The sequence below is a fragment of the Methanomethylovorans sp. PtaU1.Bin093 genome, from assembly GCF_002067275.1.
Classification (GTDB): Archaea; Halobacteriota; Methanosarcinia; order Methanosarcinales; family Methanosarcinaceae; genus Methanomethylovorans.
In genome coordinates this window covers 1-17,865 of sequence record NZ_MVQX01000031.1, presented here as the reverse complement: position 1 = coordinate 17,865, position 17,865 = coordinate 1, and the positions used below count along the sequence as shown (strand labels likewise).

General features: G+C 43.8%; 15 protein-coding genes. 6 read left to right on the top strand and 9 right to left on the bottom strand.

Annotated features, from left to right (window positions below):
* Positions 1-48: 48 nt before the first annotated feature.
* Positions 49-1,365, bottom strand: coding sequence for a 4Fe-4S binding protein (locus A4E24_RS03220; protein WP_292351614.1), 1,317 nt, complete (start codon positions 1,363-1,365; stop codon positions 49-51).
* The gene (gene hdrA2 / locus A4E24_RS03215) at positions 1,355-3,715 is read right to left on the bottom strand and encodes a CoB-CoM heterodisulfide reductase HdrA2 (RefSeq protein ID WP_292351612.1); all 2,361 of its coding nucleotides are present in this window, start codon (positions 3,713-3,715) and stop codon (positions 1,355-1,357) included. The genes A4E24_RS03220 and hdrA2 overlap by 11 nt, the downstream gene beginning before the upstream one ends.
* Before the next feature lie 331 nt (positions 3,716-4,046).
* Between hdrA2 and A4E24_RS10770 the strand changes: the two genes are divergently transcribed.
* The gene (locus A4E24_RS10770) at positions 4,047-4,151 is read left to right on the top strand and encodes a hypothetical protein (RefSeq protein ID WP_394334453.1); all 105 of its coding nucleotides are present in this window, start codon (positions 4,047-4,049) and stop codon (positions 4,149-4,151) included.
* 75 nt (positions 4,152-4,226) lie between these two features.
* Here A4E24_RS10770 and A4E24_RS03210 read toward each other — a convergent pair whose 3' ends face one another.
* The 6 genes from A4E24_RS03210 to A4E24_RS03185 form a co-directional block, all read right to left on the bottom strand.
* On the bottom strand, positions 4,227-6,197 hold the full coding sequence (locus A4E24_RS03210; RefSeq protein ID WP_292351610.1) for a DUF4118 domain-containing protein: 1,971 nt from the start codon (positions 6,195-6,197) through the stop codon (positions 4,227-4,229).
* Between the two features lie 2 nt (positions 6,198-6,199).
* The gene (kdpC, locus tag A4E24_RS03205; RefSeq protein WP_292351608.1) at positions 6,200-6,763 is read right to left on the bottom strand and encodes a potassium-transporting ATPase subunit KdpC; all 564 of its coding nucleotides are present in this window, start codon (positions 6,761-6,763) and stop codon (positions 6,200-6,202) included.
* Between the two features lie 4 nt (positions 6,764-6,767).
* Positions 6,768-8,819: a potassium-transporting ATPase subunit KdpB gene (gene kdpB / locus A4E24_RS03200; protein WP_292351606.1), complete on the bottom strand. Its 2,052-nt coding sequence runs from the start codon at positions 8,817-8,819 to the stop codon at positions 6,768-6,770.
* Between the two features lie 23 nt (positions 8,820-8,842).
* Positions 8,843-10,519, bottom strand: a complete 1,677-nt coding sequence (gene kdpA, locus A4E24_RS03195) for a potassium-transporting ATPase subunit KdpA (RefSeq protein ID WP_292351604.1) — start codon at positions 10,517-10,519, stop codon at positions 8,843-8,845.
* Positions 10,520-11,019: 500 nt separating this feature from the next.
* Entirely contained in the window at positions 11,020-11,244 is a 225-nt protein-coding gene (locus A4E24_RS03190) for a hypothetical protein (RefSeq protein WP_292351602.1), read from the bottom strand.
* A 108-nt stretch (positions 11,245-11,352) separates the two neighbouring features.
* Complete coding sequence (locus A4E24_RS03185) at positions 11,353-11,643, bottom strand: YciI family protein (protein ID WP_292351600.1); 291 nt, start codon at positions 11,641-11,643, stop codon at positions 11,353-11,355.
* A 563-nt stretch (positions 11,644-12,206) separates the two neighbouring features.
* On the opposite strand from A4E24_RS03185, the gene A4E24_RS03180 reads away from it, so the two are divergent.
* Together A4E24_RS03180 and A4E24_RS03175 are read left to right on the top strand one after the other, a co-directional pair.
* On the top strand, positions 12,207-12,800 hold the full coding sequence (locus tag A4E24_RS03180) for a TetR/AcrR family transcriptional regulator (RefSeq protein WP_292351598.1): 594 nt from the start codon (positions 12,207-12,209) through the stop codon (positions 12,798-12,800).
* Positions 12,801-12,840: 40 nt separating this feature from the next.
* On the top strand, positions 12,841-13,644 hold the full coding sequence (locus tag A4E24_RS03175) for a DUF1638 domain-containing protein (RefSeq protein ID WP_292351596.1): 804 nt from the start codon (positions 12,841-12,843) through the stop codon (positions 13,642-13,644).
* A gap of 26 nt (positions 13,645-13,670) precedes the next feature.
* Here the strand turns inward: A4E24_RS03175 and A4E24_RS03170 are convergent, their stop codons facing one another.
* The gene (locus A4E24_RS03170) at positions 13,671-14,780 is read right to left on the bottom strand and encodes a winged helix DNA-binding domain-containing protein (protein WP_292351594.1); all 1,110 of its coding nucleotides are present in this window, start codon (positions 14,778-14,780) and stop codon (positions 13,671-13,673) included.
* Between the two features lie 228 nt (positions 14,781-15,008).
* Here A4E24_RS03170 and A4E24_RS03165 point away from each other — a divergent pair, with 228 nt between their 5' ends.
* From A4E24_RS03165 to A4E24_RS03155, 3 genes are all read left to right on the top strand, one after another.
* The gene (locus A4E24_RS03165) at positions 15,009-15,677 is read left to right on the top strand and encodes a hypothetical protein (RefSeq protein WP_292351592.1); all 669 of its coding nucleotides are present in this window, start codon (positions 15,009-15,011) and stop codon (positions 15,675-15,677) included.
* A gap of 261 nt (positions 15,678-15,938) precedes the next feature.
* A complete protein-coding gene (gene hcp, locus A4E24_RS03160; RefSeq protein ID WP_292351590.1) occupies positions 15,939-17,624 on the top strand; it encodes a hydroxylamine reductase in 1,686 nt (561 codons plus the stop codon).
* Positions 17,625-17,643: 19 nt separating this feature from the next.
* On the top strand, positions 17,644-17,865 hold a 222-nt coding region (locus A4E24_RS03155; protein ID WP_367121143.1), incomplete at its 3' end, for a cupin domain-containing protein.

The window sequence follows — 17,865 nt, the reverse complement described above, 5'->3', positions numbered from 1 at the left end:
TCTACAACTTGCTGACCGTATAGTAAGGCAAGTATTAATGATTGTTCCTTATTGTCCTTTCTTAAGTATCTGTTCCCTTATGCGAGCCCTCAGAGGCTCGACATCTTCAGATCTTTCCAGCATCCTGCGGATAGAAGTGCTGCTCAATGCCGGCGTGACCTTTTCAAGCCTCGCCCGTGCAAGCGCCAGGAGCTTACCGTCTATGCTGGGCGGTTCAACTTCCACATGCTCTCTGGGCGGTTCCGGCTCCACTTCCAGGGTACGGGATACATCCGGTAGATGGCGTTTTCCTGTTACCATGGAATCAATGGCATCTCTCCACTGGTTCGCCCAGGGACTGTCAGGTATCTCGGTATGATGTACTAAGTGCCTTTCCACACGCATCACATCCTTAGGGCAGGCATTCACGCAGGCACCGCAATAGGTACACATATCCTCTTGCATGGCAATCTTGCCATCTTTGGACACATACCACAGATGTGACGGACAGACGTTGAAACACCCATGACAGCCCAAAGGGTCGCATTTGCTCACGTTGGGAGCAATGAGCGTGATCTTACCTTCAATGGGTTTCTTGATGTCCATTGCATCATACGGGCATACTATCTTGCACCAGGTACAACGGGTGCATTTCATATCATCTATCAGCACCCTCCCTGCCACAGGCGGGGCTTCACCTCTTTTTTCACCGACCACGCGAATGGCATCTTCAGGACAGAGGTCCTGGCAAAGGGTACAATAATCGCATTTATCCTCATCCACCAGCAGTTGCTCGAAAGGTCTGACATCCGTGGGTGTCTTTTCTCTTTCGATGAGCAGGAATGCATCACAGAACCGAGCACATAGCCCACACAGGTTGCATTTATCCGTGTCTATCTCTATCTGCCCTTCCATACCTTCCTTAAAAGGCGAGACTTCAGCTTTTGTCGGCATGTCCAGTTCAAGCACAATGGCATCTTCAGGACATGCTGCCTCGCATAGAGCGCATGGAAGACACTTGTCATTGGTCCGCACAAAGTCATCGTACTGTGGGAACCTTTCATGTAAAGGAAAATCACCCTCCTCGGTCATAGAATAAGCATGCATGGGACAGAATTGTACACACATGGAACAGAAAGTACACTTATCCAGATCCATGGTCACCGGAGGGGCATCCAACCCCATGGAGATCTCCTTCATAGGGCCAAGTTCCAGAGCCTTTGTGGGACAGAGACCTACGCAGATGCCACAGCCGATGCATCTTTTATAATCATAGTCCAGTACTTTCCTGGACCTGTCGCTGATCTGCCTATAGATGAAGTGTGTACCATCCACATCCATTTCCTTTTCCAGGGACATGGATGTTCCATCGCGGTCATCCGTCATTGTGCCCCTCCAGCAGCTCGGAACCTATAGGTCCTATCTCCTTGAGCTCATCTACAAAGCTTTCAATGGACCTGGCAAATCTTTCACCCTCAGCTGCCGATATCCACTCCACTTTCAGGCGATGGGGATCGATACCTATGTCCTCGAGCACTCCCTGCAGCACTTCCATCCTCTTTTTGGCACTGTAATTGGCAAAGATGTAATGGCATTCACCGAGCCGGCATCCCGCGACCAGCACGCCATCAGCTCCGCCCTTGAAAGCTTCCAGCACGAACTCAGGGTCCACGCGACCTGCGCACATGACCCGGATAACTCTGAGATTTGTAGGATACTGAATCCTGGAAACGCCTGCAAGGTCAGCACAGGTATAACTGCACCAGTTGCAGAGGAACGCTACAATAAGGGGGAACTCCGATTTCATTTCGGTGGCCGCCCGCACCTGGGCCAGGATCTGCTCATCGGTGCTGTTATGCATCAAGATGGCATCAGTAGGACATGAAGCACTGCATGCACCGCATCCGTAGCATGAGACCTCATCCACCATGGCCTTGCCGTTGTTCACCTTTATCTTCCCGAACTGGCACACATCCTCGCATATCCTGCACCCTATGCATTTCTCCTCGTCCACGTGGGCACTCTGCGGATCTGTTTCCAGTTCCCCCCAGGAAAGTAATTGCATGGTCTTGGCCGAGGCTGCTATCCCCTGGGCAATAGCCGTCTGTATCTCCTTCGGACCAGAAGCACAGCCTGCCACGTAAATTCCCTTCACATGGGAATCCACAGGTCTCATCTTGGGATGGGCAATGGCAAAGAAGCGGTCCGTACGGCGGGAAAGATTAAGGACCCTGGAGATCTTATCAGCATCATCCGGAGCTTCCAGCCCGGTGGAAAGTACCACAAGGTCATAGTGTTCTTCCCTTACCTCGGAACTTAATGTGTCCTCGAACCTCAGGAACAGCTTGTTATTGAAGTCCTGTTGCACCTCAGCCACTTTACCCCGGATGAAATCAATGCCCATTGACTGGGAACGGATGTAATACTCTTCATACATCTCCCCTGCAGCCCGTATATCGATATAGTGGATGACTATCTCGATATCATGATAGCGCTCCTTGAGCAGCTGGGCATTCTTCATGGCGGACATGCAGCACACCCGCGAACAGTACGGGTTGCCCACGGTCTCATCCCTTGAACCCACACACTGTATGAATGCCACTTTCTTAGGTATTTGCCTGGTGGAAGGCACCAGCACTTTCCCTCTTGTGGGTCCGGAAGCATTGAGCAGGCGTTCCAGCTCCATGTTGGTAATGACATCCGGGTACACACCATATCCGTATTCCTCCTTACGGGCTGCGTCAAATAGTTTGTAGCCGCTGGCAAGGACGATAGCACCCACTTTGACAGATATTGTTTCCTCTTTCATGTTGTAGTCAATGGCATCTGCAGGGCAGGCCTGCAGGCACAATCCGCAGCCCACACAATGATCGTTATCAATGTAAGCCACCTGGGGCACAGCCTGGGGAATGGGCATGTTTATAGCCTTGGTCCTGCCCATACCCATATCAAAACGGTTGGAGATCTCCACAGGACATACTCTTGAACATTCGTCCACGCATCCCTTGCATCTGTCCTCGATGACATACCTGGGTTTCTTTGTTATGGTTACCTGAAAATTACCTGCAAAGCCTCTTACCTCGGAAACCTCGGCCATGGTCATGAGATCGATGGACGGATGCTGCTGCACATCGGTCATCTTGGGTGCGAGCACGCAGATGGAGCAGTCGTTGGTGGGGAACACCTCGTTGAGCAGTGCCATTTTTCCGCCGATCGTGGGCTCCTTTTCCACCATGTGCACATGATACCCGCTGTCAGCAAGGGTAAGGGCAGCCTCGATGCCGGCGACCCCCCCGCCTATGATCAGTACCCCCTTATTGGCAGGAACTTTTTTTATCTGGAGCGGGTCAAGTAATTTAAGGCGTTCGAGACCCATACGTATGAGGTCGAAGGCTTTCTGGGTGGCAAGCTGCGGTTCTCCCATGTGCACCCAAGAGCACTGTTCCCGGATATTCACCATTTCCAGCATGTATTTGTTGAGCCCCGCCTTCTGGAGCACTCTCCTGAAAGTGGCCTCATGCAGCTTAGGGGAGCAGGCTGCCACAAGGATATGATCAAGATCATGTGCCTTTATGTCCTCAGCTATGGAATCCTGGCCTGAATCCGAGCACATGAACTGCAGGTCCTTCACAAGCACCACATCCTTTAGCTTGCTGACCTTCTCCTGCAGGCTATGCACGTTGATCACATGTGCGATGTTCAGTCCGCAATGACAAATATAGACCCCTATGCGCATCTTGACGGCTCCGCTAAGACTTGATGATCTGAGTAAAGATATAGTTTTGGATGTTGGGGTTTGCAGAGGAACTATTTTTGTAGACCATAGAGTCCGCAGAGAGTTCATTCTATGGATCATGAGTTACTGTGAATACGTTTGTATGCGCAATGGCAGAAAGTAATTAAACGACAAAAAGATAGGCTTTATAGAATTCCGATATTCTTGAGCTGGTTCTTAGAAACTATTAGAACCGTTTCATAAAAGCAGCTCATGTCATCAAGGAACTCATTGACCTTATCATTGATGAGATCATGCAGACAATTGCAAGGGAACTGGTAGCCACTGAACTATTGATTGGACCGTGCGAGAGAATGTCCGTGAACAGATGCGTGTGCTTGTAAAGCGTACCCTGCGTTACCGGACAAGCAGCAAAAGGCTACTCAGAATGTGCTGATGCAGGCAGAAGTGTTGTCACAGGAATGGGTGGCAGTGGCTTGAAAGTAATTTTATAGGTAAAGAATCAAGTGCATTAGCGCTCCACTGTTGAATAAACATAATTTGAAAGCGTCAGAGAGACCACGTTTGCATAAGCATTTATCAAATGCCTTTGTTCATTGGTCATATTATTGTGAGGATCTATGGCCATGACACCCAGAACTCCCATCTGAGCCTTGAGTGGAATATGATACCATTGTGATGAATAGAGAGTATCTGTTCCAAAACCTGCAGTTTTACCCTGTTCAAAAACCCAATTTGAAACAGCCATTTCATGATCATCGAATTTTTCTTTTTTCCCATAGCTTGAAGCTACATATAGTTTTTTTGACTCGTCCGGCAGGAGGATCAAGACATCGTAATTTAGAGAATCAGATATGTATCTTGTACTTCTTCCCAATATGATGCTCAAATCCTGAGAAGCTAATAAACCCTTGCTGAAATCATATAATGAAGAGATAAAAGTTTCCCGTTGTCTGGTATACTCAATCTGTTTTCTAACGGTATCTGCGAGTAAACTCGTAACTATTCCTACGACCAATAATACAATAAAAGTGGGAATGAATCTAACATCCGCAACACTGAATGTGTAGAAAGGAGGAACAAAAAACAAATCAAAAGCTGCAACTGCAAGTATTGATGCCAAGACTCCTGGCCTTTTTCCAGCTACTAAGCTTGTAAGGACGATGGGTATAATGAAAATCATGGGTATGTTCGGTGCTTCAATAAAAGACCGAAGCAGCAAACATATTACAGTTGTAAGGCCGATACTTGAAAAACTGATTGAATATGATCCCCATAATGAATCCAGTTGATTGTTAGCTGTTCTTTTGTGAGTTTCAGGATCTACATTAAATTCGTTCTTGTTCTCAACTACCAGAACCTGCGCCGCACTTTTCTGGATTACTTTGTTGATGACAGACCCTTCAGTAAGTTCCTGCAATCTGGACCTGCGTGAATGGCCTAACAAAATAAGAGTGATGTTCTTTGATTTTGCAAAGGATACTATCTCATTTGCTATCGAACCCTTTAAACGAACTATTTTCCCCTCAAGTTCTTCAGCAAGCTCCAGGTTCTTTTCCAGTTGCTGCCTTGTTTCATCTTTCATTCTTATATCAGCATACGGCTCCACATATACTGCAAACCATTCCACATTATACAAATGAGAAAAACGATAAGCTATGCGAATCAACTTTCTTGAAGATGGACTGGAGCTTATACATGCCATTATCCGGTTACTTGTATCCCACGGACCCATTACTTTTTCTTTTTTAAGATAATGGCCCATTTCAGAATCCACATGCAATGTAGCATATCTGAGAGCTGTTTCTCTGAGAGCAATCAAATTCTTCTCAGTAAAAAAATTGCCCATAGCTTTTTTAGCTTTTTCAGGCACGTAAACCTTGCCTTCTTTAAGACGCTCTATCAGTTCTTCAAAGGGGAGATCGACCACCTCTATCTTATCTGCCGATTCAATAATCTTATCAGATACAGTTTCTTTTACTTCAACTCCTGTGATCTGCTGGACAATATCATTGAGACTTTCAATATGCTGTACATTCAAAGTGGAATAGACATTTATGCCAGCGTTAAGTAACTCTTCGACATCCTGGTAACGCTTTGCATGGCGTGAATCGGAAGCATTTGTATGTGCAAGCTCATCCACGAGGACATACGCAGGTTTCCTTTTTAAAACAGCATCTATATCAAGTTCTTCGAGTCTAATTCCCTTGTAGTCAATCTTTAGTCTTGGAAGTATTTCCAGACCCTCTAGAAGTTTTTCGGTTTCTATCCTCCCATGTGTTTCAACGATGCCTACAACAACGTCTTTATTCTTTTCTTTAAGAACATGAGCTTCGCTAAGCATCCTATATGTTTTACCAACGCCTGCCACATACCCCAAAAAGATTTTCAGGTATCCCCTGTTCGAATCTCTTTTTTCTTCCTCTTCTTTTAGCAAATTTAAGAGCTCATCGGGATCCGGTCTTTTGTAATCTTCTTTCATATTCACCTCCTTGTGTTATCTAAAGCTATGTTGAGTTTCAATACATTGACCAAGGGGGTATCTATTCCTACAATCCAGCCTTCAACATTATCTTCAACGATATTTTCCACTTCTGCTTCACTAAATCCTCTGGCTTTGGCAATCCTTGGAATCTGTAATCTGGCAGATTCCACATAAATGTAGGCTTCTAAACCACTGCCAGAAGATAGTACAAGATCTGCCGGAACTGTGGAATTAGATGACAAAGATTCCTCAATCCTTATCTGCTGTATCCTTTCATTTACCTCATCCATCAATTTCTGGTTAGTGGGTCCCAGATTTGATCCCCCGGAAGTAACTGAATCATAGACTGTAGCAGAAGGTCTTCCATGGAAATAATAAGGACTTGTAAAGTTCTGTCCTATAAGCTCTGAACCTATCACTTTTTCATTTTCAGTGATCAGGTATCCATTTGCCTGATGGGGAAATACTACTTGGGATATGCCTGTGATAGCAACAGGATAGATTATACCTAGTAAAACGGAAAATACTACAAACATAAGTAAAGCATTTTTAATTGCCTTCATTTCCTCACCCTCCTGCAGCACCTGATAAAGTTATAATTATGTCTATCAGCTTGATTCCTGCAAAAGGAATAATTAATCCACCCACACCATAGATCAATATATTCATAGACAGCAATTGTGAAACCGAAGAAGTTGAACGATATTTAACACCTCTGAGAGCTAAAGGTATAAGCAGTGGTATCACAATAGCATTGAAAATTACTGCAGATAATACTGCACTTGAAGGAGTTGAAAGACCCATTATATTCAGGATACCGAGTTGCGGATAAGCAACAGAGAATATTGCAGGAATGATAGCAAAATACTTGGCTACGTCGTTCGCTATACTGAATGTGGTAAGAGCTCCCCTGGTTATTAGAATTTCTTTTCCTATTTCAACTATGTCCAATAACTTAGAAGGAGATGAATCAAGGTCTACCATGTTTGCAGCTTCTCTTGCTGCAGAAGTGCCAGCGCTCATTGCAACTGCAACATCTGCCTGGGCAAGTGCCGGTGCATCATTGGTACCATCACCAATCATAGCTACAAGATATTGGTTATCTCCGGACTGATATTTGCGTATCATTGCCAGCTTTGTCTCAGGTTTTGCCTCGGCTGCAAAGTCATCAACGCCTGCCTCCGCAGCAATGGATGCAGCAGTAAGCTGGTTGTCACCTGTGATCATAATGGATTTAATACCCATATTCCTGAGCTGCAATAATCTTTCATTGATACCTTTCTTCACTATATCCTTTAATCTTATGACCCCCAAGATGCCGGTATCATCAGCTACCACAAGAGGAGTATCACCTTTTGTAGATACATCCCTTATCATATTTTGCATTTCAGTAGATACATTTCCACCGTTAGAACGAACAAAATCCTCGATGGCGGATGCAGAACCTTTTCGAATTCTTCTGGAGCCAATATCTACTCCACTCATGCGTGTTTCTGGAGTGAAAGGAACAAAGTGGGAGTTTTCTGGAGCATGTATATCTCTTCCATGTATGTCCAACTCCCTTTTTGCCAGTTTAACTATGCTTCTTCCCTCAGGTGTTTCATCAGCAAGCGAAGACATTAGAGAAACTTCAATCAGGTCTTTGTATCCAATACCCGCTGCAGGAATGAACTCAGTGGCCATCCTGTTGCCCAATGTAATAGTTCCTGTCTTGTCCAGAAGTACTACACTTACATCTCCTGCAGCTTCCACTGCCCTGCCGCTTAAAGCTATAACATTGTGCTGAAGTAACCTGTCCATACCCGCAATACCAATAGCAGGTAAAAGAGCTCCTATGGTAGTGGGCATAAGACATACAAGCAAAGCTATCAAAATAGGTATTGAGATAGATATACCCATATAACTGGAAAATGCCCTAAGAGTAATGACCACGGCTAAAAACAATACTGATAAACCGATGAGCAAAAGTTCCAGTGCCTGTTCGTTTGGAGTTTTCTGTCGCTTTGCACTTTCTACCATACTAATCATATTATCAAGGAAAGTATGACCGGGATCAACTGTGATTTTAACTTTAATAGTCCCTGAAAGTAGCTTTGTACCTCCGGTTACTCCGCATTTGTCTCCGCCTGATTCCCTTACTACCGGAGCTGACTCTCCTGTGATGGCTGATTCGTCAACAAGGGCTGTACCTTCAATAATATCTCCATCGCTGGGTATGACTTCCCCTTCAGTGATCAGGACAATGTCATTCTTTTTAAGAGATAACGCGGAAACCTCTGTTATACTTCCATTATCCAATATTTGCTTAGCCTTTGCTTCACTTCTGGTTTGTTTAAGCGATTCTGCTCTGGCCTTCCCCTGACTTTCAGCTATAGCTTCTGCAAAATTCGCAAATAGCACCGTAAACCATAACCATATTGTGATCTGAAGATCAAAAGATACGCTTGTACCTCCAAATATGTCCTTAATGGTTAGCAAAGTTGCAATAAGAGCAACTATTTCCACAATAAGCATTACAGGATTATTGAGAAGCTTGATAGGATCTAACCTTGAAAAAGACCCTTTAAAAGCTTCCAATAGAATCTTTTTTTGGAATATACCTGATGTTCCTTCTTTCATTTTTTCACTTCCCTGAGCAATATTCATCTCCCCAGCATCAGTAAATGTTCCAGTCCGGGCCCGAGCGCGAATATAGGGAAATATGTAAGCGCTCCGATAATAATTATCACAGCAGTTACCATTATTACGAAAAGAGGACCTGTTGTCGGAAAACTTGCTGAATTTACAGGCACTTTTCCTTTCTGGGATAAGGAACCGGCAATAGCAATTGCAGGGATAATGGTAGCAAAACGGCCTATTAATATTCCCAGTCCTGTTGTAAGGTTATAGAATACTGTATTTGCACTAAGTCCTGCGAACGCTGAGCCGTTGTTGGCAAGTGCAGAGAAGTAAGCATACAATATTTCAGATAAACCGTGAGAACCCGGATTATTAATACCTGCTAAACCTTCAGGTATCGATAGAGCAATAGCTGAAAATATAAGGATTGCTGCAGGAGGTAATATAAGTGGCACTAGAGCCATTTTCATTTCTTCAGGGCCTAACTTTTTGCCAAGGAATTCAGGGGTTCTGCCTATCATAAGGCCAGCTATGAACATAGTTAAAATCACATAGAACAGCATCCCGGCTAATCCCACGCCCAATCCTCCGAATATCACTTCACCTGTACCCATGTTGAACAGATACACTAATCCGGTAAGAGGCATTGTGCTATCGTGCATAGAATTGACGCCACCATTTGAAACTGCTGTTGTGGCCACACTCCACAAGACAGATTCGGCCACCCCGAACCTTATTTCTTTACCTTCCAGATTACCATCGGAGATACCCAGTTTTTGCATCAAAGGATTTGTTTGAGATTCTGACCATAATGCAACTCCTAAACCCATTAGCAATAAGATCATCATTACTGAGAATATTGCAATCCCCTGTTTGAAATTCCTGACCATGTACCCGAATGCAAAAACGAGGGACATAGGTAATAGCAATATGGAGAGCGTCTCGAAGAAGTTGGTAATGCTATTTGGGTTCTCAAATGGATGTGCAGAGTTTGCATTGAAGAATCCGCCACCATTCGAACCCAGCATTTTGATAGCCACCTGTGAAGCAGCCGGGCCTAAAGGTATGGTTTGTGTAGAACCCTCAAGAGTTTGTACGATTGCATAAGAATTAAAGGTCTGTACAACACCCTGTGAGACCAATATAATAGATAGTATTATCGATAGTGGCAGAAGAATATAGAGGACCGAGCGGGTCATATCTACCCAGAAATTACCTAAATTGTCTGTATTTTTCCGGGTAAAACCTCTTATGAAGACCAATATAGTAGCAATACCAACAGCTGCAGAAACAAAGTTCTGCACTGCCAGACCGAGCATCTGAGTAAGATAGCTCATGGTAGTTTCACCGGCATATGACTGCCAGTTGGTGTTAGTGACAAAGGATATTGCAGTATTGAGGGCAGTATCCCACCTTACACCAGAAAGACCCCGAGGATTTAGTGGCAGGATACCTTGCAACAACTGAAGCAGAAAAAGGGACGCTATGGAAATGAGATTGAACACAATGAGAGAATAAGCATATTTTTTCCAGTTCATTTCCTCTTTCTCATCAACTTGAATCAACCGATAAATGAATCTTTCGATTGGGCTTAGCAATGGTGTCATGAAAGTTCTTTGACCCTCAAAGACTTTCGACATGTACCTACCTATTGGGATTGAGAGTACAATGGTGAGTAAAAGGAACAGAAAAATGAACATAAGGTCATCTACTTGAATATGTATGATACCACCTCAGAATTAATACTTTGCTCTTACGTTGTACAAGATCGGATAAACCGACCTCATGGCAAATACCTTGCAACTTGAGAACATAAAAGATCACAACTGCAACTTTTGCATTTTATAGGATACAGTTTGACTGTTTTATGATAGAATTCATTTTCCCAGAATACTGGGATTTATTGGTAATGTAACTTTAACCCCTTCTACAATAGGAGAAGGTGTACTCGACTCCTTCTATATAAATCTATGCAAGCAGTGGGATTACATCGATAAGTCCTTAAGAAAAAAGCATGATATTTCAGAATGATATATCCGTTTATCTTTGAATGTCTCCCTCTGGAGACAAGGTTGCAGAAACAAAATAGAACATTTGCTTTGTATGTATTTTGCTGTAAAATATGATATGGTGACCAGAGTAACTATGAGTATGGAAAATACACCATCTGCCATTTTTGCCGCTACGCTCATCTAATATCTCAGAACTTAAAGGCTTCTCTATGCCTCTCATAATGCCCACATATCATCTTGTAGCTCGCCCAGCAGCACGCATTGCCCAGTATGATGCATTTGAGAACCATGTCAGAGTCTACTGAGCAATAGTCCACAATATCAGGTACATGCAGTGATGTAAGTGCTCCGGTCTTGAACTCGATGTGATAGGCGTTCACTTTTTCATAGGTGTCTTGATCGATTGGGTACATAATTGGTAGTGGGAATTGAGATAATAAACACCATAGCCAAGTAGGGTGAAAGTAAAAAGTGGAAAAGTTAAATACGGCAGCAATGTGAATCCTATCTATAGTGCTCTATCATTCCATTAGTACTTCATTCCATTCAACCAACCTATACTTTCCGACTACACCATTCTTTACGAACGGGTCTCCCTCTATGAAATCTTTTGCAGCATCCATATTTGTAAAGATACCTATTGCACCATCGGTTGGGTTTGCTAGAGGGCCAGCCATTAGCAATAATCCTTTTTCATGAAACTCTAGTAACCTCTCTCTGTGGCCATCAATGTTATCTTTGGCTTTAGAAAGGCCATCAGGGGCTATATCATAAAACATAATGGTTTTCATATCGGTAGTCTCCTCTACCATATAAGAAACTCAACTTGAAAAGCGTATTCACTTATTAACTGGTATCTATATTCATCAAATACAAGAATGCTATAACCATAGACGCATGCCAAAGTAGGCATTCATTTGAGTTCTTGTAAGGTAATTGAGCAGTGTAGATAGCTTATTGGAGACTGATAGAATGTTGCGCCATGTGTAGAGTTGCAACCATCTCAGGTTGGTTTGCATTTACATACACTAAAGTATATATCTCAATCCCATTCTATTCAATTAGGCAAGAGAAGCAGACTACAACCAATGAATATCATGGTATTGGAAAGGAAATAAGTATATGTCGAGGGTATAAGTGTATATTTCAGCTACTACTTCCATCATCTGTCTGTAAAGATACATATTATATTTTCATTTTAAAATAATATAGAAGGACAAAATAACCTTGCTGATTTCAACAATGCTCTGTAGAGATCTTCTACTTTTAAAGGACAAATCGAATTGAGCATGCTGAACCAAATAGCTTTTATAGAGGTGAGTTATAGTCCTTACTTACTAGTAAGGAAGTAGGTAACTGCACAATTATGCAAGAAATGAGCACTACCAATCAACAGATACTCCATTACGGAAGAAACTTGTTGCAATGCAGAGGCTACAATGGGTTCAGCTACCGGGACATTTCCCAGAAGCTTGGCATAAAGAATGCAGCTGTTCATCACTATTATCCTCAGAAGGAAGACCTGGTCGCAACCATATTTGAAGGTATAAGACAGCAATTTGCTGAGGATACTGCCAGAATGAGCGGTTCTGGCTGCTCGGCTCGTGAACAGCTGCAATATTTCTTTGATTTCATGCTGAAAGAATTCGATGAAGGCCGTAACATCTGCCCCATAGGTTCCCTTATCGTTGATTTTGAAGAACTTCCTGATAAGGTGAAGGAACAGCATTTACTACTAATGGACGATGTGCTGGCATGGTTTTCAGAGGTTCTGAAAACCGGCCTGGAAAATGGTGAATTTAAATTTTCCGACCCTGTAGATACGCGTGCAGAAGCTATACTTGAAACCTTGCTGGGTGCCAGGCAATTAGCCAGCATAAAGGGAAGAGGAACGCTTGAAAGATCGATCTCCCTGATAAGGTCCGACCTGGGATGGAAGGATCGACCTTCCGGAAAAAGAACTTACTGAAAAATAAAGCCTGATAAACAATCAGATCTGGAGGAATTCGATGCCTACTATGACTATAGTTTCATGCAAGATCATGCAGGATGAGATCGTATGGATCCTTGAGAACGACCCTGCGATCGATGAGATCATTGTGGTCGACAACGAGAATATAGGGGAGTTTGTGGAAAAGCTCGATAGAACGAACATTATCTACACAACACTTCCGCTTGGAGACATCTCTCCTGTCTGTGAAGCAGAAAATGGGTCAAAATACACTGTTCTAATTTACCTGATGGAACTGGGCCTGCACAGGAGTCCTAAAGAGCTGAAAAAGAAAGTATATGAAACGGTAGAAGTTCTTGCTCCTTATTCTTCGGGCATCTTACTTTTTTACGGCTTATGCGGCAATGTACTTGGGAATATCGAAAAGGACTTCGCTGCCAGTTCATTATCATGCCCTGTGCATATCCTGAAAGACAATAAGGACAGGATAGTAGATGACTGTATAGGGGCTACTGTAGGTGGAGTGGATAACTACCTGAAGATACTTAAAAGCGTGAGTGATGCAGGAACATATCTCTTTACGCCCATGTACAGTAAAGGCTGGCGGGAACTGCTTGACATAAACAGCAGACTGCACGGTGATCCGGACAAGGCATTACAAATGATGAAAAAGACCCATGAGATGATCGGTTACAAGAGAGTTGCAAAGATCAATACAGGCCTTACGTATACTGAGAACTTTGATGAGGCAATTCAGGAATTCGCAGAAATATTCGATTTCGAGATACTGGAATTCAATAATGGTAACCAGAAGATCTTTGAAGACTGCTACCAGCAGTTAAAAGCACAAATAAAGGCATAATATTGATCGGAACTGCACAAGCCATATTAGATTGATACTTCACTTATTATCACAGGCATCCCAAGAAATCTTCCATAGTGACCTGCTGCTGCGGAGAATTGCCCAAGTTCTTTTTCAGTGAATTCAACAAATGGCTGAGGCGTGATAATAACAGCACCTCTTTTGAAAGTACGCCGCCATGTCCCTGCTATCCGGCCATCCATAATGATGGTCGAGCTGAACATGCCATTGTTCCAGGGAAGTATCTTATGGACATATTGTGGATCAAGTATGGCAGTTCTATCTTTATATCCCAGCATATACTCGTCAAAACCTGGAAGTAAATAGATTCTCTGCATCTTTTCAAACACGTTTGCCGTATCTGATGGCATCCAATAGATCTGACCATCCACTGCGAATTGTTCCAGTTCTGATGCAACTGCTAAAAGACCGGCTCGTGCCTCAGTGATCTTAAGTCCCGACCACCATACGAAGTCCTGCAATGTAGCGGGTCCTCTGCTGGTAAAATATCGCCTCGCAAGTTCAGCCAGAGCCTGATCACGCCCTAATATCTTCTTTTTCGGCACCCACTCATCAAGTAGTACGAACGTTTGCTGCTTACCGTCCTGCGGACCAAAACAGATCAACCCTTCCAGGGCAGCCCACCACAGAATATGATAGCCACGCTGTCCGGTTGTGGAGATATGTGCTTTCTCAAGCAGTGCATACATATCAGATCTTGTCAGTTGCTTACCACCCTGCAATGCGTTTGAAAAAATGTCTTTGCAGTGTGCAAAGGTCCCATTGTCAAGATCCAGCTGCTGATGCCTTGTAGCACTGCCTGCAATAATACGCGGGGCCACTAGTCCCAGCAGCCAGTGAATGTCTTCAGCAGCCACAAAATGTAACGTACCGCGCATCAGCCATGTGCGCACAATAGCCCTGTCGGCAATTGCTTTCTCCACATCTGCATCTGTAGCATCTGGCAGTCTTACGCCAATAGACCATTTGGCACCTGCATGATCCTGTGCCTGCATAGCCAGGAGGTACTTGACCAATTCACCTGGATCGCCACATCCAGTACCTGCGATCTGCTGGTTGTGCAATCGAAAGCAGGGAATGTTTAATATGATCTTATCTCTTATTGGACCTGTCACCTGTTAAATTCTGGTGAACCCGGATTTATGTGTTTCTCCGAAAGCATGTTCAGACCATACATAGCATCTTACAGTCTGGCCAATACGGCTCCTATTCACTCATCTCGTTATAGTGCTATCGTTTTTATACACTTTTTTATTTGACCACATACCTGCTTTCTCTACAGAGTAAAGTTAAAATACTATTAATATATTTATACAGCTACCAATTATTTGAGGTGTAAAAATATGAATAACGTTTGTACAGAATGCAATGCTGATATTACAGAAGCCGAATACAATTTTTCCTTGCACAGATTTGACCGCCCTCTCTGCAGGGAGCATCAGAGATCACAGTACAGCTTAGATAATGAAGTTGAAAATATCCAAGAGTGCACTGGTCATGAAAAAAGTGTTAATTCAAATAATATCTTAGAAAAAGACAGCCTCTTCATTGAGAACATTATAAAGGGCAGGATAGCTGAAACCCTTGTCGGGGAATTGTTCACATATCTGGGGTACAGTGTATTCAGGTACAATATGGCAAACAGCTTTCCCGGAGTTATGCAGCTCCTGAAAGGCGTTCGTGCCGATGCTGCGATGAATATCAAAAGAATGCCTGACCTGGTGATACAGCATCCGACCAGCGGTGAAGTCTATTTCGCTGATGTCAAGTTCAGGAAGAACGAAACATTCACTTTTGATGACATAGGACAGGATTATCCATATGAGAACTGCTACTTTATCGTTGTGTCAAAGAAACACATAAAGTGTATAACCTACAATGAACTTAAAGAAGGCAAGGAGATAACTCCATCGTCACGTAACTATCTCGGGAACAGGAAGGAATTCGAGCTGGACAAAGATGTGATCATCAGGTTCTGCGACTTTGCAGTCAAGTTCTTTGATGCAGCATAAAACATTACATTTGCATTACCGAACGATCGAACAGGCATGGATAGGCTGTAATTAATGCTTAACAGAGGATCTGTGGTTCACTTTACCTTATAGAATAGCAGGAACTCTGAATAGAGCCTATCCTTCAAATCTTTTTTTATTTTGATCTTATTAGCCCCATAAACAAGTTTCAGAGTATCCACATGGAAACTGCCCTCCTTATATGATAGTATCCACAATATACCAGTATCAAAAAGATATCAAATTACATAAGGTGAAAAAATGTTTTGCTATCAGTGTGAGGAAACCCTTAATGGAACAGGCTGCACAAAGAACGGCGTCTGCGGAAAGAAAGAAGATGTTGCTGACCTGCAGGATGACCTGCTATATGTCCTGAAGAGTATCGCCTTCTATAATTCAAAGGCAAGAGCTAACAAGCTAAATGAGGCAAAGACCGATGAGTTCATCCTTGACGGGCTTTTTGCAACAGTCACAAATACCAATTTCTGCAAATCAGACATTCAGTCCTTGATCGATGAAGGTTTTGATATAAAAGATGGGATCAAAAAGAAACTTCTCAGTGCAAAGGTCATTGATGAAGGTTCCAGTTCATCTTTCCCAAGATGGATAAAAGAAAAGCTATTGGGTGCCAGCCCGAAGGCCGGAGAGCCGCTGCCCCTTGTAGCAAAGGTTACCGCTGAAAGCCTGGCAAACATAAACACAGGCATCCTTGCCACAGAGAACGAGGACATACGTTCCCTCAGGGAACTGCTGACCTACGGTCTTAAAGGCATGGCAGCGTATGCTCATCATGCAAGAGTTCTCGGATACACAGATGATGCGATATCCGCTTTCACAGAGAAGGCTCTGCTGGCAACAATGGATGATGACCTGGGCGTAGCTGAGCTCGTTCCCCTGGTGCTGGAATGTGGTTCAATGGGTGTGACCACCCTTGCTCTGCTCGATAAAGCAAATACATCTACGTATGGTAACCCCGAGCCTACAGCTGTGAACATCGGCGTCCGTAATAATCCGGGAATACTTATCAGTGGTCATGACCTGCGCGACCTGGAACAGCTACTGCAGCAAACCCAGAGAACAGGCGTGGATGTGTACACACATGGCGAGATGCTCCCCGCAAACTCATACCCTGCCTTCAAGAAATATGACAACTTTGTAGGCAACTATGGAGGTTCCTGGTGGAAGCAGAAAGAAGAGTTCGAGAAGTTCAATGGTCCCATACTTATGACCACGAACTGTATCGTGCCTCCCAAGGACTCTTATATTGACCGCATCTACACCACAGGTGTCGCGGGTTTTGACGGTGTCAAACACATAACCGCAAACAAGGACGGAACAAAGGATCTCTCTGCGATCATTGCGCAGGCAAAGCAGTGTAAACCACCCGTACAACTTGAAGAAGGCACGATCATGGGAGGTTTCGCACACGTATCAGCTCTCTCCGTAGCCGATAAGATCATCGCAGCGGTCAAAGACGGACAGATTAAAAAGTTCCTGGTGATGGCCGGATGTGATGGCAGGCACAAGGAAAGGGACTACTACACACAGTTCGCAAATGCCCTGCCAAAGGATACCGTGATCCTGACAGCAGGCTGTGCAAAGTACCGCTATAATAAGCTGGACCTGGGAGATATAGGCGGTATCCCAAGGGTTATCGATGCAGGACAATGCAACGATTGTTATTCACTGGTCGTCATAGCCCAGAAGCTCGCAGAGGCATTCGGGCTGAAGGACATAAATGACCTCCCTGTATCCTACAACATTGCATGGTACGAGCAGAAGGCGGTGCTTGTGCTACTTGCATTGCTGAGCCTGGGTGTGAAGAACATCATGCTCGGACCAACTTTGCCGGCATTCGTTTCGCCCAATGTGCTTAATGTACTGGTGGAAAACTTTAACATCCGGCCAAACTCAACTGTAGAAGAGGACATGAAGGTCCTCATCTGAATTTTTTCTGGTGATATAGATGAAGATCATCGATGTAAAGAACGTCAATAAACAGGAGAATCCTCATGGCGTCTCTGTGAATAAATTATATGATACGGAACATGCACAGATAATGCACATGGAGCTTAAGCCCGGGGAAAGCCTCAAGAAGCACTCCACACCTACGGATGTATGTTTTTACATCCTTGAAGGAAAAGGCATTGTGGAGATCGGAGAGGAGCAGGAACTGGTTGCAAAGGAT